Genomic DNA, 26142 nt, shown 5'->3' on the forward strand with positions numbered 1-26142 from the left:
TTATCCGGCTCCGGTCAGGGCGTGGAAAGTGTCCGCCAGGGTTTGGGTACCCTCGGCCTCACAGATGGCCGACCCGGTGCCGTCGGCCAGCAACTGGCCCTGGTGCAGGATCAGCACCCGGTCGCTCTCCCGGACCTCTTCGATCAGATGGGTGGCCCAGAGCACCGTCAGGCCGTCCTGCTCACAGAGCGTCCGTACGTGTTCATTGAGTGCCTTGCGGCTGGCCACATCCAGGCCAACCGTCGGCTCGTCCAGCAGTAACAGGGAAGGTTCATGGAGCAGGGCCCGGGCAATCTCCACCCGCCGGCGATGGCCGCCATTGAGCTGGCGGACCGCATCGTTGGCCCGGTCCAGCAATTCGAAACGCGCCAGTTCCCGGTCGCCCCGCTTGCGAGCCTCCTTACGGGACAGTCCGTGCAAGGCCGCGTGGTACTGCAGGTTTTGGCGTACCGTCAGATCCAGGTCCAGGGCGTTCTGCTGGAATACGACACCGATCCGGCGCATGGCCTCGGCCGGCTGTTTCTTCAGGGATTGCCCGGCCAGCAGAATATCCCCCTGTTGCAGGGCCAGAAGCCGGGTCAGCAGTCCGAACAGGGTGGACTTGCCGGCGCCATTGGGCCCCAGCAGAGCATGGAAACGGCCAGAGGTCAGCGCAAAGCTGACCTCACGGAGCACCGGCTTGTCACCGTAGCGAAAACCGAGGTTGCGCGCTTCAATGGTCATGAAGTCGGATCGATGACCACACCCCAGGGGTAGCGGCCTACCTTGATGGATTTGATCACCTTCAGGTCCTCCACATCGATCACCGAAACATCCCCGGACACCCCGTTGGTGGTGTAGAGGTGCTTCTCGTTCTTGTCCAGGTCCAGCTGCCACACCCGGCTGCCCACCAACAGGTAGTCCAGCACCTCATAGGTCTTGGCATCCACCACGGCGACATGGTTGGAAGGGCCCAGGGCGACGAAGGCGTATTTGCCGTCAGAAGTCAGTTCGATGCCCACCGGCTGCACCCGGTCCTGATTCACGCCGGGCACCTTGAAGGACATCTCGTGGATCTGCTCCAGGTTATCGACATCAATGATGTGCACGGTGCCGCCAATCTCGGCAGACGCCCAGGCAATCTTGCTGTCCTTGCTGAACTCCACATGGCGCGGACGCTGGCCGACTACAATATTTTTCTCAATCTCGAAGGTCTCGGTGTTGATCCAGTGCAGCATGCTGGTGGTTTCGGAGGTGTTCACCGCCCACTTGCCATCCGGGCTCACCGCCATGCCTTCGGGCTCGATGCCGACGTCGATTTGTGCCAGCACATCCTTGGTTTCCACATCCACCACGGTCACGATGGCATCGTCCTCGTTGGCGATGTACAGGTGCCTGTTGTTCGGATGCAGGGAGAACTGCTCCGGATCTTCACCGGAGGGCAGGGTGTCCACAATCTTGCGGGTGGCCAGATCCAGCACCTGCACGGTGTCGTCGTCACTGGCACAGATGTACAGCTTGGTGTAGTCCTTGGACAGCAGAATGCCCCGAGGGCGTGCACCCACATCAATGGTCTCGACCACAGCCTGTGTCTCGGTGTCGATGATCGAAAGGGTGTTGTCTTTCTCGTTGGACACATAGGCCAGGCTGGCCAGGGCTTGGGTGGACATGGCCTGGGTGGACATGGCCTGGGTGGACAGGCCGATCATGGCGGCCAGGGCGGTGTGTTTGAACAGGGTTTTCATGATTTGACTCCTTCTTGTTTTAAAAAACGTACCGCCAGGGCGGTCAGTCGTTAATCCGACACTCGCTCTCGGGGCGGTCGAAGCCGAGGGTGTCCATTTCGGTATTGGGATGCAGGAAGCCCTCGAACGGCGCTCGCGCCACCAGGCCTCTGGGATGGACCAGGGGAATTGGCTGCCTCAGCTGGCCATTCCAGTCCCGGAAACTCAGTTTGCGACCCTTGAATGCGGCCAGCTGGAATTTGTCGCTGAACAGGAAATTGCGGATCTCACCGGGGCTCGCGGAACCCAGGTCGGCCACTGCCGTGCCAATGGCGCGAACGGCGGCCCAGGCGGCGTAGTCCTCGCTGTTCATGTCCCGGCCCGCCAACTCCCGGAAGCGGTTCTGCAGCTGCGCCGCGCCCCAGCTTTCCACCACCCGATGCCAGGTCACCGGCGACATGCCCTGGGTGCCAACCACCGGGCGCGGCAGCCAGGTATTGAACGGCACGTACTCGCCGAAATCACCCCGTACATCAGCCACCACCACGGCGTCGTAGCCACGGGCTTGGGTAAACAGCGGCAGCTCCTTCGAGGCGGTGCGGCGCAAGTCGGCGTCAAAGGTCCAGGGTTTGTCTTCCACGATTTCCAGCCCGAAACGTTTGGCCGAGCGACGGAAGGCCTCGGCCCAACCCTTATCGGCCTCGGTGGGGCCCGTGATCAGGAACACTTCATCCCAGCGCCGCTGGTTCAGCCACTGGCCGAGGGCATCGGTGAGCATGGCGTAGCTGGGCATGGTGTGCAGCAGGTTGGCGTGGCACTGACCGGTGCGCAGGGCATCGTCCCTGGCACCGGCGTTGAAGACCAGGGTGTTTGTTCCGGCTTTCTCCATGATGGTCTTCAGCGTCTTCGCCGGTGCGTTCACCACAAACAGCTCGATGCCGCTCTGGCGCATGGCGTCATAGGCGGCAAGAGTGGCTTCTTCGGAGTCCGCAACTTCGCCTTGAAAGGAATAGCTATGGCCCAGGAACTTGCCGGTGGTGCTGTTATCAGCGATGGCCAGCTCCGCGCCCCGCAGGCCGGCGTCGTCGGGCTCCGGAATCACGTTGGACAGTACCGGCCCCTGGTCCGGGACCCACTGCAGGTAGCCGATGCGCACCTCAAGCGACTCGGCCGACGAGGCCGAAAGGGGCGCTGCGGCCATCAGGGAAAACAGTGCTGCGGCCACGACCCGGGCTGGAACAGACATGACATTCTCCGGAGTTGTTGTTGTGCTTCCAGATTAGAGAAGGTCAAAAGCCCCGGGAATATTCAGAAAGTAGGAAAGTGGCGGTACTAAAGAACTAGACGGACCCCCGGGGGTCGCTGCGTCTACTACCAAGGAACTAAGTCAAAAACCCCAAAGTGGCATTCGGCTTGACCCTGAGGATTCCTAGACTGGAAACCAGCAAGTTGGCATCTGATAAATCCAATAGCCAATGCACGGGGAATCAACACAGAGGTAACAACAATGGCAACGTCCTTCTCACTCAACGGGGTCCTGGCCGCCACTCTGCTTGGCGTCACCGGCCTGGCCCTGGCTCACGGCAACGTCACACCCCAGGAAGTGGATACCGGCAATCTGCCTGAACTGGGAGAAGAAATTCGCATCGAGAATCCCTTCCGGGAGGGCAATGAGCATGGCGATTTCAATGCCCAGGCCATCCAGGTCGGCGAAAGCGCCTATGCCGGAAACTGTGCGGGCTGCCATGGCATTCGTGCCATGTCCGGTGGCCTGACGCCGGACCTGCGGGAACTGTCCGAATGGGATGATGAATACTTCATTACCCGTGTTCGCAACGGCACCGACCGCGGTATGCCGTCCTGGAAGAAGACGCTCGACCAGAATGCCATGTGGGCGATCCGGAGCTACGTGGAATCACTGCCCAAGCCGGAATGAGGGCTGCGGCGGAGTTTTATTGGTCAGGGGCAATCCGGGCGGGCTGCGGGCTCGCCCGAGGTCGCCGGGGGGAAGCAATGAACGTGGTATCGCGCATTCTCGCACTGTTACTGGTCTGCCAGTTCGCGCTGGCTCAGGAAGTGGACGACGGCGACCCGCTGTTGAACCGGCCTGCCGACCGCACCTATGACCTCATCCTGGCGTCGGGTTACCTCAAGGTGGGCCTGTATGAAAACTTCCCGCCCTATTCCTGGCAGGAAGAAGGTGAACCCCGCGGTATTGATGTGGATATCGGGCGCCGGATTGCCGACGGGATGGGGGTCGAATTTCGTGTGCACTGGATCACTCCGGACGAAACCCTCGACGACGACCTGCGCAACAACGTCTGGAAGGGGCATTACCTGGCCAAACGGCGCATCGCCGACGTCATGTTGCGGGTACCCTATGACAAGAAATACGCCTACATGCGGGATTCCACCGGTGAGGTGATCAACGACCAGGTCGTGCTGTTCGGCCCCTACCAGCAGGAGCAATGGCAGATTGCCTTCGACGCGGACGAGCTGGAGGGGGTGGAAACCCTTGGTATCTTCCAGTACCACCCCATCGGTGTGGAAATCGACACTCTGCCCGCCACCTACCTGACCTCCGCGTTCGGCGGCCGACTGCGCAACCAGACCCGGCATTTTCCCAACATGGCGGCGGCATTCCAGGCGATGGCCAGAGGTGAGGTGAGGGCAGTGATGGGCATGCGGGCGGAGATCGACCACCAGCTTGTACTGCACCGTGGCAACAACTTCCGGCCTGCGATCAACGGCTTTCCCGGGATGGGCAAGCAGGTCTGGGATGTGGGGATGGCGGTCAAGCATACCCATCGACAGCTCGGTTACGCCATCGAAGCGCTTGTCGACCAGATGGTCCGTAGCGGCGACATGGCGGAGATCTTTGAAAACCACGGCTTGCGATACAGCATGCCCGGGTTCTATCAGGAAATCCTCAACACTGCGGCGACGGATTGACCCGGCCGAACCGGGGCTGCGGGCACACAGGGAGCGGGAGGCGAATGAACATTCTGATCAACATACTGGTGTTTGTCCTTGGCTGCCTGCTGTCGGTGGGTGTTCGGGCGGCATGGCCTGATGACCCTTTCGGCTCGCCGATGTGGGCCTACAACATCGAGCGCTATCTGGGCAGTGATGCCCGGGTAGTCCATGATGACCGGGTCAACCTTCGGGTGCCGGAGTTTGCCGAGGATTCCGCCCAGGTACCGTTGACGGTGGATTTGAGTGCCTTTCCCGAAGCCCCCGGCCAGATAGTGGCCTGGGTGGACCTCAACCCCGTACCTCACCTGTTTTCCGCCAGCCCGGGTCCGCAGCCGCTGACCCTGCTGGCGCTCAACTTCCGTGTCCAGCAGGCGACGACCGTAAGGGTTGCGGTGCAGGACCGGGAGGGCGTTTGGCATATTGGCAGCCGTTACGTGGACGCCGCGGGCGGCGGCTGTACGGCGCCGAGCCAGACCATGTCCAATCCGGACTGGGAGCGCCATTTCGGAACTATCCGCGGAGGCGCTTTTTCACGGGCAGAGGGCATGCGATACAAGGTCAATGTCATGCACCCGATGGACTCCGGCATGGTGGGCAATATCCCGGCATTCTTTATTGGTGAGGTCGAGCTGCGCCAGGGCAACGGCCAGCCCCTGCTGCTGAGTATGGCGCTGTCCGAGTCCGCCGCCGAGAATCCGATGTTTGTTTTCGAGTTCGGTCAGCGGCCGCCCCGGGCCACCCTGTGGTTGCGGGACAACAACGGTAACCAGTTCGAGCGCCGGCTGGGAGGTGACTTGTGATTTCTGCACGGGTCCCCCGAATCCTGGCACTGCTGGTCGCCTGGCTGGCAGGCACCGCCGCGGCGCAAGCCCCGGAGTATGACCTGGCTGCGCGGGCGATCGCCCCGGGGATCTGGGTCGTGGAAGGCAGCACGGAAAATTTCTCCCGGGGCAATGGCGGCAACATCGTCAACACCGCGTTCATGACGACCGGGGCCGGGGTGGTGGTGATCGATACCGGGCCGTCCCGGCGCTACGGCGAGGCTTTGCGGGCACTGATCGAGGAAACCACTGCCGAAGCGATCAGCCATGTGCTGATAACCCACCATCACCCGGATCACGCCTTCGGCAGCCAGGCGTTCGAGCCCGCCACCCTGTATATGCTGGACGACGCCCGGGCAGCGTTGGCGAGGGACGGCGAGGCGTTCGCAGACAACATGTACCGGATGATCGGTGACTGGATGCGCGGCACCGAGGTAGTCGTGCCGGACAACGTCCTTGCACCCGGCGTACTGGAGGTTGGACGACGGCGGTTGCAGATCATCGCGATGACGGGCCACACCGGCGCCGACCTGGTAGTGTTTGAGCCGTTGTCCGGCGTGTTGTTTGCCTCCGACATGGTGTTCCATAACCGCGCGCTGACCACGCCGCAGAGCCCGGGGCTGCTGGGCTGGCGGGCCGAACTGGAACAGCTCGCTGAACTGCCGGTGACGGTGCTGGTGCCGGGCCATGGTCCGGTCAGCACCGATCTGTCCCCGCTGCGCCAGATGGCCGATTACCTGACCTGGCTCGACACCTTGCTGGCGGACTCCGCCAGGGCCGGCCTCAGCCCTGCGGAAGTAATGAATGCGCCCATTCCCGCACGCTTTGACGGCATCAGCGAACGCCGTTACGAGCTGGTCCGCACCACCACCCATTTGTATCCCGATTATGAAAAACGGGCGCTGAGCCTGTTGCCGGAATGACGATCTGAACCCTGTTGTTCAGTGCTTCTTTGCCCGCACCTGCTGCGGGCTTTTTTTGAAGTCTTACTACCAAGTGATGAGAAAACCTGTTCCGGGGAGCAATTGTTGCCCGGCGGCCCAGATTCAATGATGGGTGCCAGAGGCGGGAAAAGTTCCCGGTTCGCTGCTGAAACCGACAACAAGAGAATTGGAGAGCGCAACCATGAGATCGAAGCCGATCGTTAAACAGTTTGCTGCCAGTGCCCTGGCGCTGGCGGTGTCCTTTGGTGCCCAGGCGGTTACCGACAAGGACCTGATGAGTGACCACGAGACCACCGGCGATGTGCTGACCTACGGCATGGGTCATCAGGGCCAGCGTTTCAGCCCACTCAAGAGCCTCAACAGCAGCAACGTCAAGAGCCTGCAGCCGGTATGGGCATTTTCGTTTGGTGGCGAAAAACAGCGCGGCCAGGAGTCGCAGCCGCTGATTGCCGACGGTGTCATGTACGTTACCGGCTCCTATTCCCGGATGTGGGCGATTGATGCCCGCACCGGCGAGGAACTCTGGCAGTATGATGCCCGTCTGCCGGATGGCATCATGCCCTGCTGTGACGTCGTCAACCGCGGCGCCGCCATCTACGGCGACAAGGTCATTTTCGGCACCCTCGATGCCAAGCTGGTTGCCCTCAACAAGGACACCGGTAAGGTGGTCTGGATCAAGAAGGTCGAGGACTACCAGGCCGGTTATTCCATTACGGCGGCGCCCATCATCGTCAAGGGCAAGCTGATTACCGGCGTGTCCGGCGGCGAGTTCGGCATTGTCGGCAAGATTGAGGCTTACGATCCGGACACCGGTGAAAAGCTGTGGAGTCGGCCCACTGTTGAGGGCCATATGGGGTATGTCTACAAGGACGGCAAGGCCATCGAAAACGGTATCTCCGGCGGCGAAGCCGGCAAGACCTGGCCGGGTGACATGTGGAAAACCGGGGGCGCGGCGACCTGGCTCGGGGGAACCTACGACGCCGATACCGACAGCCTGTTCTTTGGAACCGGTAACCCGGCGCCCTGGAACTCCCATCTGCGCCCTGGCGACAACCTGTTTTCATCCTCGCGGCTGGCGATTGATCCCGACGACGGCAGCATCAAGTGGCATTTCCAGACCACGCCCAACGATGGCTGGGACTACGATGGTGTCAACGAGCTGATTTCCTTCGACTACAAGGACGGCGGTAAAACCGTCAAGGCGGCGGCCACCGCTGATCGTAACGGCTTCTTCTACGTGCTCAACCGCGAAAACGGCGACTTCATCCGTGGCTTCCCGTTTGTTGACAAGATTACCTGGGCCGAAGGGCTGGATGACAAGGGGCGCCCGATCTACAACACCAAGAACGGCCGCCCGGGTAACCCCGCGGATACCAAGGGCGACAAGGGCGAGCCGGTGGTAGCCCAGCCGGCGTTCCTGGGTGGCAAGAACTGGATGCCGATGTCGTTCAGCCAGGAGACCGGGCTGTTCTACGTGCCCTCCAATGAATGGTCCATGGACATCTGGAACGAGCCGGTTTCCTACAAGAAAGGTGCTGCCTACCTGGGGGCCGGGTTCACCATCAAGCCGGCCAACGATGAGTACATCGGCGTGCTGCGGGCCATGGACCCGAAGACCGGCAAGGAAGTCTGGCGCTATGAAAACCCGGCTCCGCTGTGGGGTGGCGTAATGACAACGGCGGGCAACCTGGTGTTTACCGGTACCCCGGAAGGTTACCTCAAGGCCTTTGATGCTAAGACCGGCGCGGAGCTCTACCGCTTCAATACCGGTTCCGGCGTGGTGGGTACGCCGGTGACCTGGGAAATGGACGGCGAACAGTACGTGTCCGTGGCCTCCGGCTGGGGTGGCGCAGTACCGCTGTGGGGTGGTGAAGTGGCCAAGGTGGTCAAGAACTTCAACCAGGGCGGCACGGTGTGGACCTTCAAGTTGCCGAAGGACCGGGTTGCCAGCAAGTAAGCAGGCCAGCGCGGGCGGACCGGCATAACCGCCGCCCGCCGCCAGGGGCCGCCTCCGGGTGGCCCTTTTTTGTGCCCCCGGCACTGGCCGGGCGGCACCGTCTACTACCAAGGAACGAGTTTTTCGCCCCCATCGCATCATTCACGAACCGGCATTCGGGGTCTACATTGAAACAGTAAACGCGAAAGGCCGCGTTGCCATGCGACAAACACAACAAGAGGTTGAGACCATGATCTACGCACAACCAGGAAAGGACGGCGCTGTTGTCTCCTTCAAATCCCGTTACGAGAACTACATCGGTGGCGAGTGGGTGGCCCCGGTCAAAGGCCAGTATTTCGAGAACATCACGCCGGTAACCGGCGAGGTGATTTGTGAGATCCCCCGGTCCACTGCCGAGGATATCGAACTGGCGCTGGACGCCGCCCACAAGGCAGCACCGGGCTGGGGCAAGACTTCCGTCCAGGAGCGCTCGAACATCCTGCTGAAGATTGCCGACCGAATCGAAGCCAACCTGGAAAAGCTGGCGGTTGCGGAAACCTGGGACAATGGCAAGGCGGTTCGTGAAACCCTCAATGCGGACATTCCGCTGGCGGCGGACCATTTCCGTTACTTTGCCGGCTGCCTGCGGGCCCAGGAAGGTCATCTGGGCGAAATCGACGCCAACACCGTGGCTTACCATTTCCACGAGCCGCTGGGTGTTGTTGGCCAGATTATCCCCTGGAACTTCCCCCTGCTGATGGCCGCCTGGAAACTGGGCCCCTGCCTGGCCGCCGGTAACTGCACCGTGCTCAAGCCGGCCGAACAGACGCCGGCCAGCATTCTGGTGCTGATGGAGATCATCGGCGACCTGCTGCCGCCGGGTGTTCTCAACATCGTTAACGGCTACGGCATCGAGGCCGGCCAGGCCCTGGCGACCAGCAAGCGCATCGCCAAGATCGCCTTTACCGGCTCGACCCCGGTGGGCTCCCATATCCTCAAGTGCGCGGCCGAGAATATCATTCCGTCCACCGTGGAGCTGGGTGGCAAGTCCCCCAACATCTACTTCTCCGACGTGATGCAGGCCGAGCCGGAGTTCATCGACAAGTGCGTCGAAGGCCTGGTGCTGGCGTTCTTCAACCAGGGTGAAGTCTGTACCTGTCCGTCCCGCGCCCTGGTGCAGGAAGACATGTACGACGAGTTCATGGCCAAAGTGGTCGAGCGTACCAAGGCCATCAAGCGCGGTAATCCGCTGGATACCGATGTCCAGGTGGGCGCCCAGGCCAGCAAGGAACAGTTCGACAAGATCATGTCCTACCTGGCCATCGGCAAGGAAGAAGGCGCCCAGGTGCTCACCGGTGGTGACCGCGAAGACCTTGGTGCCGAGTTCAACAATGGCTTCTACATCCAGCCGACCCTGTTCAAGGGCGACAACAAGATGCGGGTGTTCCAGGAAGAAATCTTCGGCCCGGTGGTGGGTGTGACTACCTTCAAGACCGAGGAAGAAGCCCTGGCCATCGCCAACGATACCGAGTTTGGTCTGGGTGCCGGCGTCTGGACCCGCGACACCAACCGTGCCTACCGCATGGGCCGTGCCATCCAGGCCGGTCGGGTGTGGATGAACTGCTACCACGCCTACCCGGCACACGCGGCCTTCGGCGGTTACAAGAAGTCCGGTGTCGGTCGTGAAACCCACAAGATGGCACTGGAGCATTACCAGCAGACCAAGAACCTGCTGATCAGCTACGACACCAACCCGCTGGGCTTCTTCTGAGCCTGGCAGTCACCTGCGTCGTTGTCCCCCGGGGCGGCCTGCTGCGGCCCCGGGGTGAGTCCGCACAGGGACGTGCACCATACCTCCCCGGTGACTGGCCGGGGCTCCCTCCGGGGAGAGCTGGGTCACTTCATGCTTCGGTCCTTCCCAGGGCCGTTTTTTCGTTGTTGTGCCGGGCCGTGGCATGCTTCCAAAGAACGAATTCCAGCCTGCCTCGCATCGCAAAATCAGTCCCAAAGTACCATATTTAGGTAACCTCCCTGTGGGTAGGATTGAGGAGAGTTACCGGCAAGGCCGTTAACGGATCCTGAATGCGACAACAATCATCACAAGAGGTAAGCATCATGTGGACCAAACCAGCCTACGAAGACCTGCGGATCGGTTTTGAAGTCACCATGTACTTCGCCAACCGCTGAGAACCGGATGGCCAGCTGAATGGCTGGCCATTTCCGTTCCGGAGTCTTGCCCATGCAGATCCATATCCTCGGTTCCGCAGCTGGCGGTGGCTTTCCCCAGTGGAACTGTAACTGTGCCAATTGCGCCGGCTACCGCAAGGGTACCCTGAACGCCGTCGCCCGCACCCAGTCGTCCATCGCAGTCAGTGAGGATGGCGAGCACTGGATCCTGTTCAACGCCTCACCGGATATCCGTGCCCAGCTCGCGGCCTTTCCGGCCATGCAGCCGGCCCGGGCGGTCCGTGACAGTGGCATCAATGCGATCGTGCTGATGGACAGCCAGGTGGACCACACCACCGGCCTGTTGTCATTGCGGGAGGGCCTGCCGCTGGACGTATGGTGTACCCGGCAGGTGCATGATGACCTGAGCAGCGGTTTCCCCCTGTTTACCATGCTGCAACACTGGAATGGTGGCCTGACCTGGCGGGAGATCCAGGCCTCCGAACAGCTGGAATTCAGCATTCCCTGTGCCCCGTCCATCCGCCTGACGGCCATTCCGCTGCTGAGCAACGCGCCGCCCTATTCGCCACGGCGGGACAATCCCCATCCGGGGGATAACATCGGTATCTTCCTGCGGGATACCCGCACCGGCCGGACCCTGCTATATGCGCCGGGGCTGGGTCAGCCGGACGAGCGCGTTCTGGGCTGGATGCGCAAAGCGGACATCCTGCTGGTGGATGGCACCGTCTGGCATGATGATGAAATGATCCGCCAGGAGGTGGGCACCAAGACCGGTCAGGCCATGGGGCATCTGGCCCAGAGCGGCCCGGGCGGGATGATCGAGGTGCTGGATGCCATGCCGGCCCGGCGCAAGATCCTCATTCATATCAACAACACCAACCCGATCCTGGACGAGGATTCCGCCGAGCGCGCCGAGCTGGTGAGGCACGGTATCGAGGTCTCCCGGGACGGTATGCACATCGACTTGTCGGGGCAGCCATGAACGCAATCGCCAACACCAACACCAACACCGCCACCGCCATGAACCGAACGGATTTTGAGCAGGCGCTCAGGGATAAGGGCCAGTATTACCACATCCACCACCCCTACCATAAGGCCATGTACGGCGGGCAAAGCACCCCGGAGCAGATCCGTGGTTGGGTCGCCAACCGGTATTACTATCAGATCCGGATTCCCCAGAAGGATGCCGCGATTATGGCCAACTGCCCGGACGCCGAGGTGCGCCGCTTGTGGCTGCAACGGATTCTTGACCACGACGGGCATGACGGCGATGTCGGCGGTATCGAAGCCTGGCTCGCTCTCGCCGAGGCGGTGGGCCTGAGCCGCGAGGAGGTGATTGACCAGCGCCACGTGTTGCCGGGGGTTCGCTTTGCCGTGGATGCCTACCTGAATTTCGCGCGGCGGGCGAGCTGGCAGGAAGCCGCCTGTTCATCGCTGACCGAACTGTTCGCCCCGGAGATCCACCAGTCCCGGCTGGACAGCTGGCCACAACACTATCCCTGGATCGAGCCGCAGGGCTACCGCTACTTCCGTAAACGGCTGTCCGAGGCGCGCCGGGATGTTGAGCATGGCCTGGGCATTACCCTTGATCACTTTGTGACCGCCGCCCAGCAGAGCCGGGCGCTGGACATCCTGCAATTCAAACTGGATATCTTATGGACCATGCTGGATGCAATGACTATGGCCTACAGCCACCGGACGCCACCGTATCACACCGTAACCGGGCAGGCGGTATGGCATCGGGGCCTGTGACGGAGGCCGGGATGAAACAGATTCCCCGTTTCCGCAGAGGGTTCCGCTTCCAGTGGGAGCCGGCACAGAACGGTTACGTGCTGCTATATCCCGAGGGGATGGTGAAGCTCAACGAAAGTGCCGGTGCCATCCTGAACGAAGTGGACGGCGAGCGCGATGTCGAAGCCATTATTGCCGCGTTGCAGCGCCGGTTCCCCGAAGCCGGGGATCTGGGGCCGGATGTCCGCGAGTTTCTGCGGGATGCAGGACAGCAGCACTGGATTGAGTGGCTATGAACGGGGCGTCGGCAACACCGCAGGTCGGGCCGCCCCTGTGGCTGCTGGCCGAGCTGACCTATCGCTGTCCGCTGCAATGCCCCTATTGCTCGAACCCCTTGGATTTTGCCCATTCCGGGCAGGAGCTGACCACGGAGCAGTGGGTGAGTGTCCTGCGACAGGGCCGGGAAATGGGCGCGGCCCAGCTTGGTTTCTCCGGTGGTGAGCCGCTGGTACGGCAGGATTTGCCGGAGCTGATTGCCGAGGCCCGGGCCCTGGGTTACTACACCAACCTGATTACCTCCGGCCTGGGCCTGACCGAAGCCAAGGTGGATGCCTTCGCCGAAGCCGGCCTGGACCATATCCAGGTCAGTTTCCAGGCGTCCGATCCGGAGCTCAACAACGCTGTTGCCGGCTCTCGCAAGGCGTTCGAGCAGAAGCTGGCGATGGCCCGTGCGGTCAAGGATGCCGGTTACCCGATGGTGCTCAACTTTGTCATTCATCGCCATAACATCCACCAGATGAACGACATCATCACCCTGTGCGAGCGGCTGGGCGCCGACTACGTGGAGCTGGCGACCTGCCAGTACTACGGTTGGGCGTTCATAAATCGCGAGGGGCTGATGCCGTCCAGGGCCCAGCTGGAACTGGCGGAGCGGCAGGTCAATGACCAGCGGCAGCGACTGGCCGACGCCGGATCGGCAATGAAACTGATTTTCGTGACGCCGGATTACTACGAGGAACGGCCAAAAGCCTGCATGAACGGCTGGGGCAGTCTGTTCCTCACGGTGGCTCCGGACGGCACCGCGTTACCGTGCCACAGTGCCCGCCTGCTGCCGATCGACTTTCCCGATGTCCGGTCCATGAGCCTCCGGGAGATCTGGTACGACAGCCCCGGCTTCAACCACTACCGGGGCGACAGTTGGATGCCGGAGCCCTGCCGATCCTGCGAGGAGAAGACCCGGGACTTCGGCGGCTGCCGTTGCCAGGCCTATCTGCTGACCGGCAATGCCGATAATGCCGACCCGGTGTGTGACAAGTCTCCCCATCATGAGCGGATCCTCGCCGCCCGCCGGGCGGCGGACCACGCCACCGCGGGCCTCGGCGAGCTGGTCTACCGCAATGCCGGCAATTCGCGCCTGTTGTTCCGGGGGTGAGCGGCCGGGGCGTAGACGCCGTGGCTAGCCCGGATCCGCTGCGCCAATCCGCGCCGCTGCCTGCGGCCGCGGCCGCCGCCGGGTTACGCCAGCGGGCGGGCCTGACGGTTTCGGCGGCTGGTCTGTTCTGGCTGGATTTCAACCCCGACACCGGCGATACCGAGCTGTGGCAGTACGCCGGGAAAGGCCCCCGCCGGTTGTCCGCTTCCGGGACCAGTATCCGCAGTGCGGTCAATGGCTATGGCGGCGGCGCGGCTTGCGCCATGGCTGATGGTGTGCTGGTGGTGGAGGCGACGAGCCAGCAGATCCTCCGGATCGATTCCGCCAGCGGTCAGACCCGGCCCATGACCGCTTGCGCCGGTGCCTGTTTCGGCGGCCTGGTTGCCGATCCCGTTCGTCAGCGGGCCCTGGCGGTGCGGGAAACCGCGGACGGCCAGCAACTGGTGGCTGTTGATGGTTCCGGCGCGGTAACGGTGTTGCACCAGGGGCTGGATTTTTACAGTGCGCCGGCGGTATCGGACAGCGGCCGACGGCTGGCATGGGTGTCCTGGCGTCTGCCGGATATGCCTTGGGTTGCGTCGCAGTTGTGGGTTGCCGACCTGGATGACCGGGGCCGGCTGGCGCAGGTGCGTTCCTGTGTGGCGCCGGGGCCGGCCGCGGTCCAGCAGCCGGTCTTCAACGGCGAACAGCTGGTGGTGCTGGCCGATCATCTGGGCTGGTGGCAGCCGTTTGCCGTTACGCACTCTGCGGATTCCTCAGCCTGGCAAGCGCTGCCATGTCCGGCACTCGATCATGCCAGCGCCCCCTGGCAACTGGCGGAGAGCCACAGCCAGCCGCTGCCCGGTGGTGGCTGGGCTCGGGTGTGTTACCGCGAGGGCAGGGGGGAGCTGTGGCTCTGGCCTGCGGACGGCGGGCAGGCGGTGCGGTTGGCTCCCGAGTATGGTGACTTCCGCAGTCTGCAGTGCTATGGCGACGGGCTGTACTGCATCGCCCGTTCCGCGTCCCGGTTGGATGCGGTGTTGCGACTGACACCGTCCACCGGGGAGCTGGCAGTACTGGCGGGTGGCGAGCGGCCGTTGGCAGGCCGGAGCATTGTGCCGCCGGAGCCGTTCGTCGTTCCGCCGGCGCCGGCGCAACCCCTGGCGGTGCACGGCTTCCTGTATCGTCCGTGGCAATCCGGGGCGACCGCTCCGCCGCCGTTGATCCTGCTGGCCCATGGTGGCCCGACGTCAGCGGTCTACCCGGTGTTCAACCCGCAGATCCAGTTCTGGTGCAGCCACGGTTTCGCGGTGGCCGAGGTGAATTATCGTGGCAGTACCGGTTTCGGTCGTGACTTCCGCATGGCGCTGGCGGAGCAGTGGGGCGATGCCGAGGTGGAGGACATGGGGCGGGCCCTGGAGTACCTGGCCTCGGCAGGCCTTGGGGACCGTCGTCGCAGTTTCATCCAGGGCCGCAGTTCCGGTGGTTATACCGCGCTCATGGCGATGGTTCGCGGCCTCGGTTTCCGTGCCGGTGCCAGCCTGTTCGGTGTCAGTGATCCGCGACGTTTGCGGGCGCAGACCCATCGTTTCGAATCCGGTTACCTGGACTGGCTGCTGGGCGACCCGGGGCAGCAGGCAGCGCGTTGGCAGCAGCGCACACCTGCGCTGCACGCCAGCCGGATTGGTCAGCCGATGATTTTCTTTCAGGGCGAACAGGACAAGGTGGTGGTGCCTGAACAGACCCGGTCGATGGCGGCCGCCATGGCAGAGGCCGGCAATCCGCCCGAGGTCCACTGGTTTGCCAGCGAGGGTCATGGTTTCCGCCAGCCGGAGACCCAGGCGGCGATGATGGAGGCCTTGCTGGCCTTCTACCAGCGCCAGTCCCATTTGGCCGATGCTGCGGCCGGCAACTTGAGGTAAACTGCGGGCTATACATAACAATAAAATGATCCGTGCAGGATCATTGAGAGCGGTCATGAGCCACGATATATCCTCCCTTCGCAAATTTGTTTCGCCGGAAATTGTCTTTGGTGCGGGCTCGCGCAAGGCCGTTGCCAACTTTGCCAGCAATTACGGTGCCCGCCACGTTTTCCTGGTATCTGATCCGGGTGTCGAGAGGGCGGGCTGGGTAGCCGAGATCCGCGACCTGATTGCAGCCGCCGGACTGCGTTGCACGGTGTTCACCGGCGTATCGCCCAACCCGCGGGTTGACGAGGTGATGGCGGGTGCGGAGCTCTACCGTTCCAGCGAATGCGACGTCATCGTGGCCATCGGTGGCGGCAGCCCGATGGACTGTGCCAAGGGCATCGGCATTGTGGCCACCGACGGCCGCAACATCCTCGAGTTCGAGGGCGTCGACACCATCATCAATCCGCCACCGCCGCTGATTCTGATTCCCACCACCGCCGGCACCTCGGCCGACGTGTCCCAGTTCGCGATCATTTCCGACCCCGATCGCCGCTTCAAGTTTTCGATTATCAGCAAGGCGGTGGTGCCGGATGTGTCGCTGATCGATCCGGAAGTCACCGAAACCATGGATGGCTATCTTACGGCTTGCACCGGGGTGGATGCCCTGGTGCATGCCATCGAAGCCTATGTCTCCACCGGCAGCGGGCCGCTGACGGACAGCCATGCCCTTGAAGCCATCCGGCTGATCAATGCCAACCTGGAACCCCTGGTGCGCAATGTGGGCGATGCCCGTTTGCGGGAGCAGATCATGCTGGCCTCGATGCAGGCGGGCCTGGCGTTCTCCAACGCGATTCTGGGTGCCGTGCACGCCATGTCCCATAGCCTGGGGGGCTTCCTCGACCTGCCTCATGGCCTCTGCAATGCACTGCTGCTGGAGCATGTGGTGGCGTTCAACTTTCCGTCCGCGGAAGACCGCTTCCGCCGGGTTGCCGACGCCATGGGCATCGATACCCGGGGTATGAGCGCCCCCCTTATCAAGCAGCGCCTGATGGCGCGGATTATCGAGCTCAAGCGCGCTGTGGGCCTGGAGGCGAAACTGGCAGAGCTGGGGGTGACCAACTCCGATATTCCCTACCTGTCCGGCTTTGCCCTGCAGGATCCCTGTATCCTGACCAATCCGCGCAAATCCTCCCTGCGGGATGTCCAGGTTGTTTATGAAGAAGCACTCTGAGGCGCCGGATACTGCCGGTTACGGGGTTGGCGATCTGCTGGGTCTGGGCAGCCAGTCGGTGCGCAAGAATTACTATCCCGCGCTGCAGGAGCGCATTGAGGAGCTGGAGCAGGAGCGGAATCGCTACAAGTGGCTGTTCGAGAACGCCCTGCACGGGATCTTCCAGGCCAACCTGCGGGGTGGCTTTGTGGCAGTCAATCCCGCCATGGCGAGGATCTGCGGCTATGACAGCGGCGAGCACCTCAAACAACGGGTGATCCGGCTGCGGGAGCAGTTTTTCTGCAGCGTGGCTGAATTTGACTCGATCCGCCAGCAACTGCTTGATGAGGGTAAGGTGCTGGCCCGGGAAACCCGCTTGCGCCGTGCCGACAACACCCCGGTTCATGTTGCGCTGACCCTGCTGCGACGGCCGGACCTCGGCCCGGAGGTGGTGGAAGCCTTCGTTGCCGATATAACCGAGCGCTACCTGGCCCGCCAGAAGCTGGAGCAGCTGAATGTCGACCTGGAGCGGCGGGTTGATGAACGTACCGAGGCCCTGCAGAACGCCAACGTCAGCTTGCGGCACCAGATTGAAGTGCGCGAAAAGGTGGAGCGTGAACTGGTGGTGGCCATCGATGCGGCCCGGGAAGCCAACCTCAGCAAGGACAAGTACCTGGCTGCCGCGAGCCATGACCTGCTGCAGCCGCTCAATGCTGCCCGGCTGATGGTATCGGCGCTGCAGGAAGGCAGCCTGCCGGTGGCCGAGGCGCGCATGGTGCAGCAGGTTCACCGCGCACTGGAGGGCGCGGAGGAGCTGCTGGCCGACCTGCTCGATATCTCCAAGCTGGACCAGCAGGCCATCCAGCCGGACCTGGTGTATACCGAGGTCGCGGATCTGGTGACCAGCCTGGGCGAGGAGTTCGGCGCAGTGGCGGCCAATGCCGGCCTCCGCTTCCGGGTGCGGCCCCGTGCCGCGGTGGTGCGCACCGACCCGCGGATGCTGGCGCGGATTATCCGCAACCTGCTCAGCAACGCATTCCGTTATACCCGCGAGGGCAGTGTCATGCTGGCGTCGAGGGTGCGCGGCGGCCGCCTGTGTATCGAGATCTGGGACACCGGGGTAGGCATCGAGCAGGACAAGCTGCAGGACATCTTTACCGAATTCCACCAGTTGCTGCCCCATGGCGATGGCGGGCGCCAGGGGGTTGGGCTCGGGCTGGCGATTGTCGAGCGCATGGCGCGGATGCTGGATTGCGAAATCGGGGTATCGTCGGTGGTGGGGCGGGGTTCCCGTTTTACCGTTGCCATGCCCCTGGCGGAGGCAGCGGGGGCGTCCCGGCCGCCGGGACGGTTGTCGGCTCCTCCCCAGGCCGTGGCCGTTGACGGCTTCGCGGGTGCCAGGGTGCTGGTGATCGACAACGAACCGGCGGTACTGGCGAGTATGAAGGCCCTGCTGGAACGCTGGCATTGCGACGTCATCACCGCGGCCAATGACAGCGCCGCCCTGGCGGCGTGTCAGCCGCGGGGGCGGGCACCGGACGCGATCCTCGCGGACTTCCACCTGGATGGCGGCAGGACTGGCTGCGAGGCCATCTACCGCCTGCGGCGTGAGTTGGGCCGCGATATCCCGGCGGCGGTCATTACCGCTGACCGCAGTGATGAAACCCGCCGGTTGATGCGGGCCCAATACCTGCCCATTCTCAACAAGCCCGTCAAGCCGAACCGGCTGCGGGCCCTGCTGGTCAGCCTGCTGCCGCTGGCAGCGCGTCAATAGCATCGCGTCACGAAGCGGCTACACTTACCTCTGACACTGACGGTTTTGTGAGGAGGGGCAGCATGTCCGTTTCAGAATCCGGATTAACCAACCACGAAGTAACTATCTGCCTGGCCGGAGGCGCCGTGCTGGGGCCGTTCAACGCGACCTGGAGCAAGAACGAGGGTGGCGATGTACGGGAGCTGGTGCGGGAGTACGATGGCTTTCTGCAGGGCGAAAAACAGCAGCGGTTCAAGTTCCACCTTCACGATACCTACACCAACACTGTCCACACCCTGATCCTTGATTTTCGCCAGGTCACCGGTATTTGCGACCATGTCCGGTTGAGGTCCCAGGGCGGTGGCTAGCGAGGGCGGGCGGCACCGCCAGAGCTGCCGCCCGATCGCCTGACAGGACGCCGGGATACGACCAGCAAAGGAGGTAGCGATGAGCGAACACAGGACGGAACGGGACAGTCTGGGCGAGGTGCTGGTTCCGGCAGCGGCACTGTGGGGTGCGCAAACCCAGCGTGCGATCGATAATTTTCCGGTCAGTGGCCAGCCCATGCCAGCGGAGTTTATTCACGCTGTAGTGCAGATCAAGGCTGCAGCTGCAGAAGCCAACTGCAGCCTCGGTCAGCTGGATGCCGGCCGGCGTGATGCCATCGTGGAGGCCTGCGAACGCATCCTCGATGGCGAGTTTGCCGATCAATTTCCGGTCGACCGTTACCAGACCGGGTCGGGCACCAGCACCAACATGAACGTCAACGAAGTGATCGCGGCGCTGGCACGGCAACCGGGGGAGGCCATTCATCCCAACGATCATGTCAATATGGGCCAGAGCTCCAATGATGTGATCCCCACCGCCATCCATGTCAGTGCCGTCTGCCAGATCCATGGCCAGCTGCTGCCGGCGCTGTCGCACCTGCGAGGTGTGATCTACGAGCGCGAGGCAATGTTCCGCGACCAGGTCAAAACCGGACGGACCCACCTGATGGATGCAATGCCGGTCACCCTGGGCCAGGAGTTGCGGACCTGGCGGGAACAGCTGCATGCTGCCGAGCGGCGGGTTGAACTGGTGGCGGAAGAGCTGCTGGCGGTGCCCCAGGGCGGAACTGCCGTAGGCAGCGGTATCAATGCGCTGCCGGAGTTTGCCGAGCAGTTTGTAAAGTACCTGCGCAACCGGACCGGCTATCACTTCGGCACCATGGAGCACAAGTTTGTGGCGCAGAGCGCGGTGGACGTGCCGGTAGCGCTGTCGGCCCAGCTCCGGGGCGTTGCCATTGTACTTACCAAGATTGCCAATGATTTGCGCTGGATGAACAGCGGTCCGATTCATGGCCTGGCCGAAATCAGCCTGCCTGCGTTGCAGCCGGGCAGCAGCATCATGCCCGGCAAGGTGAATCCGGTGATTCCGGAAGCGGTGGCCATGGTATCGGCCCAGGTGATGGGGCTGGACAACGCCGTGGCCATCGCCGGACAGTCCGGTAACTTCCAGCTCAATGTCATGCTTCCGCTGGTCGGCGCCAACCTGCTGGACATGATTCGCCTGCTCAGCCATGGCGCCACCGTGCTGGCCAACAAGGCCATTCGGGATTTTTCCGTCAATGAGGATAACCTCAATGCCGGCGTTGGCCGGAACCCGGTACTGGTGACAGCGCTGAATCCGGAGATCGGCTATAGTCTGGCCGCGGAGATTGCCAAGGAGGCCTACCGCACGGGACGCCCGGTGATCGACGTGGCGGAAGAGCGCAGTGGCCTGAGCCGGGTCCGCCTCAAGGAACTGCTGGACCCGCTGAAACTGACCCGGGGAGGGATCGCCGGATAACTTACCTGACTCCGGAGCCGATACGCCCATGCTGGCAGTTGTGCTGTTTGTGATGCTGGTACTGGCCAATGGCGCGCCGGTGATTGCCCACCTGGTGCTGGGGGAGCGCTGGTCAGCGCCGGTAGATGGCGGCCGCCGCTGGCGGGATGGTCGCCCGCTGCTGGGCTACAGCAAGACCTGGCGCGGGCTGGTGAGCGGTGCGCTGGCGTGCGGAGCGTTTTCAGTGTGGGCAGGACCGGGGCTGTGGTTCGGGCTGGCGTTCGGCTTGCTGGCGCTGGCCGGGGACCTGCTCAGCAGCTTTATCAAACGCCGGCTGGGGCTGGTGTCCAGTGCGCGGGCATTGGGTCTGGACCAATTGCCGGAGGCGGCGCTTCCGATGGTCTGGGCCGGTTACGTCCTGGCCCCGGGCTGGGGGCAGGTGTTGGCAGTCGTGGCGGTGTTTGTGGTTGCCAACATTGTATTTTCGCCCCTGCTGTATCGTCTCGGCATTCGCCGCCATCCTCACTGAGGGCCGCGGCCGAGGGTATGCACCGTCACTTCCGGCGGGCAGTTCAGCCGCACATTGACCACCGAGGTACCGGCACCCGGCGAGGTGTAGCCCTGCATGCCGTTGCGCTGCCAGTAGCCCCGGCCGAGTTGTCGTGGACAGTCAGCGTCCAGGGTGACCGGGAAGCCGCCAGGCAGGCAAATCTGTCCGCCATGGGTATGGCCACAGAGAAAAACGTCGTAGCCGGCGTGGGCCGCTTCCCGCCAGATCTCCGGCGTATGGCTGAGCAGGATGCTGGTGGCACCCGGCGGAATCTCGTCGCCGGCCCGCTGCAGGTTATGGACCTTGTAGAAGTGGGCATCGTCCACCCCGGCCACGTAAAGCCGGTCGTCGCCCCGCTGCAGTTCGGTGTGTTCATTGAGCAGCAGGCGGTACCCCATGTCCTCCAGGGCCGGTACCATGCGGATGCTGTCGTGGTTGCCCAGTACCGCCAGGGCCTCGCCGCGGATCGCCTGGCGCAGGCTGGCCATGCCGGCGAGCGCGCCGTCAACCGGTCCCCAGGTCAGCCGCCGGTAGTCCCCGGTGAGCACACAGAGGTCGTAGTCCAGGGGCTCGATGGTGGCAATGACGGCCGCCAGGTTGGCGGGGTCCATATCCACGTGCAGGTCGGTCAGGTGGAGAATCCGGAAGCCCTCGAAAGCCTCCGGCAGATGGGGCAGCTGAAACCGGTGATGGATTACCCGTAGTTTGCGACTGTTGGCCTGTCCCCGTTGGTGCAGGCCGCACAGCTTCAGGCACAAGCGGATGAAGCGGGCGGCGCTTGACCAGTTTTCCAGGTGAAAGGAGTGATGGTCGCGGCCGAAGATCAGCGCTTCGGCTTCTCGTTCGATACCCAAACGCTGGCGGGCGTGAACCGGTCCGAGACGGAGGTTCAGGCGATATTCCAGCAGTTCGTCCTGATTCTCTGGAGTGTGTGCGCGGGCAGTCATGGTGAGTCCTGCGTCGTAACCCTGTCACTTAAGTATGGTTGGCTGGAGGCTTCCCGCAACCGGAAAAACGCGAATGTTCATCTTTGGTAAGGTTTTTGATCCATGGCCCCAGGTGTTATGAATGATTCGGAAGCAACTCCGTCGATTACCCCGATGCGGATTTTCTGGCTGTTTCTCCGCCTCGGGCTGACCTCGTTCGGCGGTCCGGCCGCCCATATCGGCTTTTTCCATGACGAGTTCGTCAAGCGGCGGCGCTGGTTGTCGGCTGCCGACTATGCCGAGGTCGTCGCGCTGTGCCAGCTGTTGCCAGGCCCGGCTTCCAGCCAGGTGGGGTTGAGCATCGGCTTTCTCAAAGCACGCTATGTCGGGGCAGCGGCGGCCTGGCTTGGTTTTACCCTGCCGTCCGCCCTGGCGCTGACCGCGCTGTCGCTTGGTTTGTCAGCGTGGCCGGACGCCGCCAGCGGGGGCTGGGTGGCGGGGCTCAAGCTGTTCGTGGTGGCGGTGGTGGCCCACGCTGTCTGGCAGATGGGGGTGACCCTATGCCCGGACCGCACCCGGCTTACCCTGGCGGTGCTGGTGGCGGCCAGCCTGCTGGTCGTTGGCTCGGCCTGGATGCAACTGCTGGTACTGGTGCTGGCCGGAGGATTCGGCGCCTGGCGAGGCTTGCCGGCCGGCGCTGCAGCCGACAGCCTGCATCTGCCGCTCCGGGGCCGGTGGCCATCCGGGTTTGCGGTGGTCTTCGCGCTGTTGCTGGGGTTGTCGTTTATCCCGCTGCCCGCGGGCTCTGACGGCTGGCTGGCAGCCGAACTCTACCGCGCCGGCGCCCTGGTATTCGGAGGCGGGCACGTGGTTCTGCCCTGGCTGCAGGAGGGCTTTGTGGCGTCCGGGGTCATGCCCGCCGATACTTTTCTTGCCGGTTATGGGGCGGCCCAGGCGGTGCCGGGGCCGTTGTTTACCTTTGCCGCCTTCCTCGGTGGCAGCGAGGGGGGGATAGGTGGCGCAGTGGTGGCGTTGCTGGCGGTGTTCCTGCCGGGAGCCCTGCTGGTATTTGCCGGCCTGCCGCTGTGGTCCTGGATTCGCCGCCACCCGCGGGCCCGCGCGGCCCTGGCGGGGGTCAATGCCGGCGTGGTCGGCCTGCTGCTGGCAGCACTGTATGATCCGGTCTGGACGTCGGCCGTACACACTCCTGCGGGGCTGGCGCTGGTGCTGCTGTGCTGGTCCGGCCTGGCATTGTGGCGGGTACCGGTATGGTTGCTGGCACCGCTGAGTGCAGTGGCCGGAGCGTTGTTGTGGTGAGACTGGCAATTCCGCCGCCCGGGCCCCAGACTGATGGATGAATCCTGATAAGGTGAGGTTTGTATGTCGACGTCCTGCACTATTCCCGGACTGAATGTTCCTCGCAGCCGTTTCCCCGACCCCGATGAAGATCTCCGGGAAACCGGGGCGGCGCAGCGCGTCGTGCTGGCGGGCGGTTGTTTCTGGTGCGTGGAGGCGGTGTTCCTGGCGATGGACGGGGTGCTTGGGGTGAGCTCCGGATATGCCGGGGGCAGCCCGGAAACGGCCAGTTACGAGGCGGTCTGCAGTGGTCGCACCGGTCATGCCGAAGTGGTGGAGGTTACCTACGACCCGTCCACGGTCAGCCTGGGCGGCTTACTCAAGGTTTTCTTCTCGGTGGCCCATGATCCGACCCAGCTCAACCGCCAGGGCAATGATATCGGTACCCAGTACCGCTCTGCCGTGTTCTACGCCAGCGAGGATCAGCAGCGGGTGGCGCAGGCCTACATCCACCAATTGGATGAGGCCGGTGTCTATGATGCTCCGATTGTCACCACCTTGGAGCCACTGGCGGCGTTCTATCCTGCCGAGGCCTACCACCAGAATTTCGTGGCCCGCAATCCCCACCAACCCTATGTGATGGCCGTGGCTGCCCCGAAAGTGGCCAAGTTCCATGAGGTCTGGGGTGATCACACCAAGCCGGACCCGTCCGGTGACCGTACAGCCTGAGGAGTATGTAATGACAGATTCTGCATCCGGTTATGACCTGACTCCGCTGACTCCGGAAAAAGTCAGTGAACTCGCCGCCGGCCTGACTGCCGAAGAGCGGTCGGTGTTACTGGATCACGGCACCGAGCGGCCGTTCTGCGGCACCCTGCTGGATAACAAGAAATCCGGTACCTATCACTGCCGGTTGTGTGACCTGCCGCTGTTCAGTTCGGCTGCCAAGTTTGATTCCGGTACCGGCTGGCCAAGTTTTTTCCAGCCGTTTGATCCGGCGCATATCCGTTACCTGGAAGACAGCAGCCTGGGCATGGTGCGGACCGAAATCCGCTGTCCGCGCTGTGACAGCCACCTGGGCCATGTGTTTCCGGATGGACCCGCCCCCACCGGCCAACGTTATTGCCTGAACTCCATTGCCATGGTGTTTCGCGAGCAGGGGTGATGTGGGTTGATGGGGAGTGATGGAGGACTTGCCGGTCGGCCCGGGCCGCCGGCAAGTACACAGGGCTGACCGGTTATTTGCCGCCGGTGACAGTGGAGACGTAGTGGGCGACGGCCGCAATCTGCTCCTCGGACAGGCTTTCCTCAAAGGCCGGCATGATGCCGACGCCGCCGGTGACCGCGTTGCGGACCCGCTCCTCAGTGGGTTTGAGTTCGTCCAGATTGGGGCCTACCGCGCCGGCCGAGCCGGCATCCGCCAGGGTGTGGCAGATGGTACAGGATGGTTGCGCTTCGGCGGTGAAAACCGCCTTGCCTTTGGCTAGCAGGTCGCCGGCGAAGGCGGGTGAAGAGGTCAACAGAACACTGGCAAACGCCAGGACAGCAAGTTGCTTCATGAAATTTCCTCGGGATAGACAGAACGCGGAAGCCAGCCGGCAGGGCCCGCTGGCTTCCGTACAGCATGGCCGGGTCAGCTCACGGTGACGGTTACACCGTGATCACTCCAGCCGTTATGGCCGTAGCCCCTTTCGTTCTCCATGCGTCCCTCGGGCTGGGCATTACCTTCTGAATCCGTTGCGCGGCTGACAATGCGGTATTCACCGGGCGCCAGGTCGGCGGCCATGACAAACGGCCGCCAGGCATAGGGGCCAAGGTCCGGGCCGAGGAATTGCGCCTGGCTCCAGCTCTTGCCACCGTCGGTGGATACCTCCACTTTATCGAGGGCCTTGGTTCCGCCAAAAGCCACTCCGTAGATCATGTTGCGGCCCTTGCGGCCAGTTTCCAGGGGCGCGGTCACCCAGGACTTCACGTTCATTTCCCACATGGATGGCTGGTCCGGGGAACCTTTCTTGCCGACTTCGCGGATCCGATAGCCGGAGGCCTGGATCTTGGCATCGGTCTGGGCCTCGGTGAACGCGACGTTCTTCACATACTTGACGTTGTTAACCCCGTAATAACCCGGTACGACCATCCGCAGCGGACCGCCATGGGTGTGGGGCAGGGGTTCGTCGTTGAGTTCCCACGCCAGCAGCGCGCTGTCCAGGGCGGCCAGTGGCACGGACCGTTCGACCATGATGGACTTGGGGTCCACGCCCGCCGGCAGGTCTTCACCACCGGTGCTGGTGATGTACTTCATCCCGGCTGCCGGGCCGCCGAGGGCCTCGACCACGGTCTTCAGGGGCACACCGGTCCAGATTACGCAGCCAGCCGCACCGACCGACCACTGGGTGCCGCTGGCGCCGTGGGGGAAGAAGGCGCGACCGTTACCTGAGCATTGCAGCACCGAGGCAACGGTGGTTACGCCCATCTGCTTGAGGTCGCCCAGGGTCAGGGTTTTCGGGTTCTTCACGCCGTCGATCCGGACCTCCCAGGCGTCCGGGTTGGCGGTGATGCCGACGTCCGGCGCCGGCAGGTTATTACGGACGAAAAGTCGGTCGCTGGGAGTGACCACGCCGGCGCCGATGGCACCGCGCTGGGTTTCCATGGTGTTGGCGCTGTGGACAATCAGTGCGCTGCGTTCTTTCCAGGCAGCATAGTCGGGCAGGGATTTCGGCTCTTCGGCTCTGGCCAGCGGGACGAACCCCAGCAGGCTCACTGCCGCCATTGCGCCGGCGCTTCCCACCAGAAGGCTCCGTCGTCCGGGGCTGGCAAGGCCCTGGGCCTCGCGGCCCTGCAGGGTTTCAATTTCGGTGTTCATGGTCCATCTCCATTGTTTTGTTATTTGCGGACACTACCCAGTTTCCACCTTTATGGCGAAAATTGCATATAGGGAGACTCTGAATAAGTCTCGAAATCAGAGATAATACGGCCATCGCCAAC

26 protein-coding genes are annotated in these 26142 nt (G+C 63.1%); 20 read left to right on the top strand and 6 right to left on the bottom strand.

Annotated elements, in window-relative coordinates; all coding sequences use genetic code 11:
* The 3 genes from CLH61_RS15125 to CLH61_RS15135 are packed head-to-tail and all read right to left on the bottom strand — an operon-like array spanning position 1 to position 2949.
* Positions 1–723, bottom strand: coding sequence for an ABC transporter ATP-binding protein (locus CLH61_RS15125; protein WP_099615595.1), 723 nt, complete (start codon positions 721–723; stop codon positions 1–3).
* Positions 720–1724: a YVTN family beta-propeller repeat protein gene (locus CLH61_RS15130; RefSeq protein ID WP_099615596.1), complete on the bottom strand. Its 1005-nt coding sequence runs from the start codon at positions 1722–1724 to the stop codon at positions 720–722. Before CLH61_RS15130 ends, CLH61_RS15125 begins: the two co-directional genes overlap by 4 nt.
* Before the next feature lie 43 nt (positions 1725–1767).
* The gene (locus tag CLH61_RS15135; RefSeq protein ID WP_099615597.1) at positions 1768–2949 is read right to left on the bottom strand and encodes an ABC transporter substrate-binding protein; all 1182 of its coding nucleotides are present in this window, start codon (positions 2947–2949) and stop codon (positions 1768–1770) included.
* Between the two features lie 261 nt (positions 2950–3210).
* Here CLH61_RS15135 and pedF point away from each other — a divergent pair, with 261 nt between their 5' ends.
* The 17 genes from pedF (at position 3211) to CLH61_RS15220 (ending at position 20917) form a co-directional block, all read left to right on the top strand.
* Complete coding sequence (gene pedF, locus CLH61_RS15140) at positions 3211–3639, top strand: cytochrome c-550 PedF (RefSeq protein ID WP_099615598.1); 429 nt, start codon at positions 3211–3213, stop codon at positions 3637–3639.
* Between the two features lie 77 nt (positions 3640–3716).
* Positions 3717–4655, top strand: a complete 939-nt coding sequence (locus CLH61_RS15145) for a substrate-binding periplasmic protein (protein WP_099615599.1) — start codon at positions 3717–3719, stop codon at positions 4653–4655.
* Positions 4656–4699: 44 nt separating this feature from the next.
* Positions 4700–5479: a quinoprotein dehydrogenase-associated SoxYZ-like carrier gene (locus CLH61_RS15150; protein WP_099615600.1), complete on the top strand. Its 780-nt coding sequence runs from the start codon at positions 4700–4702 to the stop codon at positions 5477–5479.
* Positions 5476–6423, top strand: coding sequence for a quinoprotein relay system zinc metallohydrolase 1 (locus CLH61_RS15155; RefSeq protein ID WP_228152660.1), 948 nt, complete (start codon positions 5476–5478; stop codon positions 6421–6423). The genes CLH61_RS15150 and CLH61_RS15155 overlap by 4 nt, the downstream gene beginning before the upstream one ends.
* A gap of 202 nt (positions 6424–6625) precedes the next feature.
* On the top strand, positions 6626–8401 hold the full coding sequence (locus tag CLH61_RS15160) for a methanol/ethanol family PQQ-dependent dehydrogenase (RefSeq protein ID WP_099615601.1): 1776 nt from the start codon (positions 6626–6628) through the stop codon (positions 8399–8401).
* Positions 8402–8630: 229 nt separating this feature from the next.
* Positions 8631–10151 carry an acetaldehyde dehydrogenase ExaC gene (gene exaC / locus CLH61_RS15165; RefSeq protein WP_099615602.1) on the top strand — a complete coding sequence of 507 codons (1521 nt, stop codon included), beginning with the start codon at positions 8631–8633 and terminating at the stop codon, positions 10149–10151.
* A 344-nt stretch (positions 10152–10495) separates the two neighbouring features.
* Positions 10496–10567 carry a pyrroloquinoline quinone precursor peptide PqqA gene (gene pqqA / locus CLH61_RS15170; protein WP_007153157.1) on the top strand — a complete coding sequence of 24 codons (72 nt, stop codon included), beginning with the start codon at positions 10496–10498 and terminating at the stop codon, positions 10565–10567.
* Between the two features lie 52 nt (positions 10568–10619).
* The gene (gene pqqB / locus CLH61_RS15175; RefSeq protein ID WP_099615603.1) at positions 10620–11549 is read left to right on the top strand and encodes a pyrroloquinoline quinone biosynthesis protein PqqB; all 930 of its coding nucleotides are present in this window, start codon (positions 10620–10622) and stop codon (positions 11547–11549) included.
* Positions 11546–12319 (top strand): pyrroloquinoline-quinone synthase PqqC, encoded by a 774-nt coding sequence (pqqC, locus tag CLH61_RS15180; protein WP_099615604.1) that lies wholly within the window; start codon positions 11546–11548, stop codon positions 12317–12319. Before pqqB ends, pqqC begins: the two co-directional genes overlap by 4 nt.
* Entirely contained in the window at positions 12316–12594 is a 279-nt protein-coding gene (pqqD, locus tag CLH61_RS15185; protein WP_228152667.1) for a pyrroloquinoline quinone biosynthesis peptide chaperone PqqD, read from the top strand. Before pqqC ends, pqqD begins: the two co-directional genes overlap by 4 nt.
* Positions 12591–13730: a pyrroloquinoline quinone biosynthesis protein PqqE gene (gene pqqE / locus CLH61_RS15190; protein WP_099615606.1), complete on the top strand. Its 1140-nt coding sequence runs from the start codon at positions 12591–12593 to the stop codon at positions 13728–13730. Before pqqD ends, pqqE begins: the two co-directional genes overlap by 4 nt.
* A gap of 20 nt (positions 13731–13750) precedes the next feature.
* Positions 13751–15631 (top strand): S9 family peptidase, encoded by a 1881-nt coding sequence (locus CLH61_RS15195; protein WP_228152661.1) that lies wholly within the window; start codon positions 13751–13753, stop codon positions 15629–15631.
* Positions 15632–15686: 55 nt separating this feature from the next.
* Complete coding sequence (gene ercA / locus CLH61_RS15200) at positions 15687–16850, top strand: alcohol dehydrogenase-like regulatory protein ErcA (RefSeq protein ID WP_099615607.1); 1164 nt, start codon at positions 15687–15689, stop codon at positions 16848–16850.
* On the top strand, positions 16834–18603 hold the full coding sequence (locus tag CLH61_RS15205) for a PAS domain-containing hybrid sensor histidine kinase/response regulator (RefSeq protein ID WP_099615608.1): 1770 nt from the start codon (positions 16834–16836) through the stop codon (positions 18601–18603). The genes ercA and CLH61_RS15205 overlap by 17 nt, the downstream gene beginning before the upstream one ends.
* A 62-nt stretch (positions 18604–18665) precedes the next feature.
* A complete protein-coding gene (locus CLH61_RS15210; protein WP_099615609.1) occupies positions 18666–18950 on the top strand; it encodes a hypothetical protein in 285 nt (94 codons plus the stop codon).
* Positions 18951–19029: 79 nt separating this feature from the next.
* Positions 19030–20409 carry a class II fumarate hydratase gene (locus CLH61_RS15215; RefSeq protein ID WP_099615610.1) on the top strand — a complete coding sequence of 460 codons (1380 nt, stop codon included), beginning with the start codon at positions 19030–19032 and terminating at the stop codon, positions 20407–20409.
* A gap of 28 nt (positions 20410–20437) precedes the next feature.
* Positions 20438–20917, top strand: coding sequence for a CDP-archaeol synthase (locus CLH61_RS15220; protein WP_099615611.1), 480 nt, complete (start codon positions 20438–20440; stop codon positions 20915–20917).
* Here CLH61_RS15220 and CLH61_RS15225 read toward each other — a convergent pair.
* Entirely contained in the window at positions 20911–21885 is a 975-nt protein-coding gene (locus CLH61_RS15225; protein WP_099615612.1) for a metallophosphoesterase, read from the bottom strand. The genes CLH61_RS15220 and CLH61_RS15225 overlap by 7 nt on opposite strands.
* A gap of 117 nt (positions 21886–22002) precedes the next feature.
* On the opposite strand from CLH61_RS15225, the gene chrA reads away from it, so the two are divergent.
* The 3 genes from chrA (at position 22003) to msrB (ending at position 24325) form a co-directional block, all read left to right on the top strand.
* The gene (gene chrA / locus CLH61_RS15230; RefSeq protein ID WP_099615613.1) at positions 22003–23181 is read left to right on the top strand and encodes a chromate efflux transporter; all 1179 of its coding nucleotides are present in this window, start codon (positions 22003–22005) and stop codon (positions 23179–23181) included.
* A gap of 63 nt (positions 23182–23244) precedes the next feature.
* The gene (msrA, locus tag CLH61_RS15235; protein WP_099615614.1) at positions 23245–23889 is read left to right on the top strand and encodes a peptide-methionine (S)-S-oxide reductase MsrA; all 645 of its coding nucleotides are present in this window, start codon (positions 23245–23247) and stop codon (positions 23887–23889) included.
* Positions 23890–23899: 10 nt separating this feature from the next.
* Entirely contained in the window at positions 23900–24325 is a 426-nt protein-coding gene (gene msrB, locus CLH61_RS15240; RefSeq protein ID WP_099615615.1) for a peptide-methionine (R)-S-oxide reductase MsrB, read from the top strand.
* Positions 24326–24398: 73 nt separating this feature from the next.
* Here the strand turns inward: msrB and sorU are convergent, their stop codons facing one another.
* Positions 24399–24719: a SorU family sulfite dehydrogenase c-type cytochrome subunit gene (gene sorU, locus CLH61_RS15245; RefSeq protein ID WP_099615616.1), complete on the bottom strand. Its 321-nt coding sequence runs from the start codon at positions 24717–24719 to the stop codon at positions 24399–24401.
* A gap of 74 nt (positions 24720–24793) precedes the next feature.
* Entirely contained in the window at positions 24794–26020 is a 1227-nt protein-coding gene (gene sorT, locus CLH61_RS15250) for a SorT family sulfite dehydrogenase catalytic subunit (protein ID WP_099615617.1), read from the bottom strand.
* Positions 26021–26142 lie beyond the last annotated feature (122 nt).

It is taken from the genome of Marinobacter profundi (assembly GCF_002744715.1).
Classification (GTDB): domain Bacteria; phylum Pseudomonadota; class Gammaproteobacteria; order Pseudomonadales; family Oleiphilaceae; genus Marinobacter; species Marinobacter profundi.

Excerpts from the sequence above, each read along its gene's own strand:
- CLH61_RS15125 (WP_099615595.1), bottom strand. The coding sequence starts at position 723 with ATGACCATTGAAGCGCGCAACCTCGGTTTTCGCTACGGTGACAAGCCG.
- CLH61_RS15130 (WP_099615596.1), bottom strand. The coding sequence starts at position 1,724 with ATGAAAACCCTGTTCAAACACACCGCCCTGGCCGCCATGATCGGCCTG.
- CLH61_RS15135 (WP_099615597.1), bottom strand. The coding sequence starts at position 2,949 with ATGTCTGTTCCAGCCCGGGTCGTGGCCGCAGCACTGTTTTCCCTGATG.
- pedF (WP_099615598.1), top strand. The coding sequence starts at position 3,211 with ATGGCAACGTCCTTCTCACTCAACGGGGTCCTGGCCGCCACTCTGCTT.
- CLH61_RS15145 (WP_099615599.1), top strand. The coding sequence starts at position 3,717 with ATGAACGTGGTATCGCGCATTCTCGCACTGTTACTGGTCTGCCAGTTC.
- CLH61_RS15150 (WP_099615600.1), top strand. The coding sequence starts at position 4,700 with ATGAACATTCTGATCAACATACTGGTGTTTGTCCTTGGCTGCCTGCTG.
- CLH61_RS15160 (WP_099615601.1), top strand. The coding sequence starts at position 6,626 with ATGAGATCGAAGCCGATCGTTAAACAGTTTGCTGCCAGTGCCCTGGCG.
- exaC (WP_099615602.1), top strand. The coding sequence starts at position 8,631 with ATGATCTACGCACAACCAGGAAAGGACGGCGCTGTTGTCTCCTTCAAA.
- pqqB (WP_099615603.1), top strand. The coding sequence starts at position 10,620 with ATGCAGATCCATATCCTCGGTTCCGCAGCTGGCGGTGGCTTTCCCCAG.
- pqqC (WP_099615604.1), top strand. The coding sequence starts at position 11,546 with ATGAACGCAATCGCCAACACCAACACCAACACCGCCACCGCCATGAAC.
- pqqE (WP_099615606.1), top strand. The coding sequence starts at position 12,591 with ATGAACGGGGCGTCGGCAACACCGCAGGTCGGGCCGCCCCTGTGGCTG.
- ercA (WP_099615607.1), top strand. The coding sequence starts at position 15,687 with ATGAGCCACGATATATCCTCCCTTCGCAAATTTGTTTCGCCGGAAATT.
- CLH61_RS15205 (WP_099615608.1), top strand. The coding sequence starts at position 16,834 with ATGAAGAAGCACTCTGAGGCGCCGGATACTGCCGGTTACGGGGTTGGC.
- CLH61_RS15210 (WP_099615609.1), top strand. The coding sequence starts at position 18,666 with ATGTCCGTTTCAGAATCCGGATTAACCAACCACGAAGTAACTATCTGC.
- CLH61_RS15215 (WP_099615610.1), top strand. The coding sequence starts at position 19,030 with ATGAGCGAACACAGGACGGAACGGGACAGTCTGGGCGAGGTGCTGGTT.
- CLH61_RS15220 (WP_099615611.1), top strand. The coding sequence starts at position 20,438 with ATGCTGGCAGTTGTGCTGTTTGTGATGCTGGTACTGGCCAATGGCGCG.
- CLH61_RS15225 (WP_099615612.1), bottom strand. The coding sequence starts at position 21,885 with ATGACTGCCCGCGCACACACTCCAGAGAATCAGGACGAACTGCTGGAA.
- chrA (WP_099615613.1), top strand. The coding sequence starts at position 22,003 with ATGAATGATTCGGAAGCAACTCCGTCGATTACCCCGATGCGGATTTTC.
- msrA (WP_099615614.1), top strand. The coding sequence starts at position 23,245 with ATGTCGACGTCCTGCACTATTCCCGGACTGAATGTTCCTCGCAGCCGT.
- msrB (WP_099615615.1), top strand. The coding sequence starts at position 23,900 with ATGACAGATTCTGCATCCGGTTATGACCTGACTCCGCTGACTCCGGAA.
- sorU (WP_099615616.1), bottom strand. The coding sequence starts at position 24,719 with ATGAAGCAACTTGCTGTCCTGGCGTTTGCCAGTGTTCTGTTGACCTCT.
- sorT (WP_099615617.1), bottom strand. The coding sequence starts at position 26,020 with ATGAACACCGAAATTGAAACCCTGCAGGGCCGCGAGGCCCAGGGCCTT.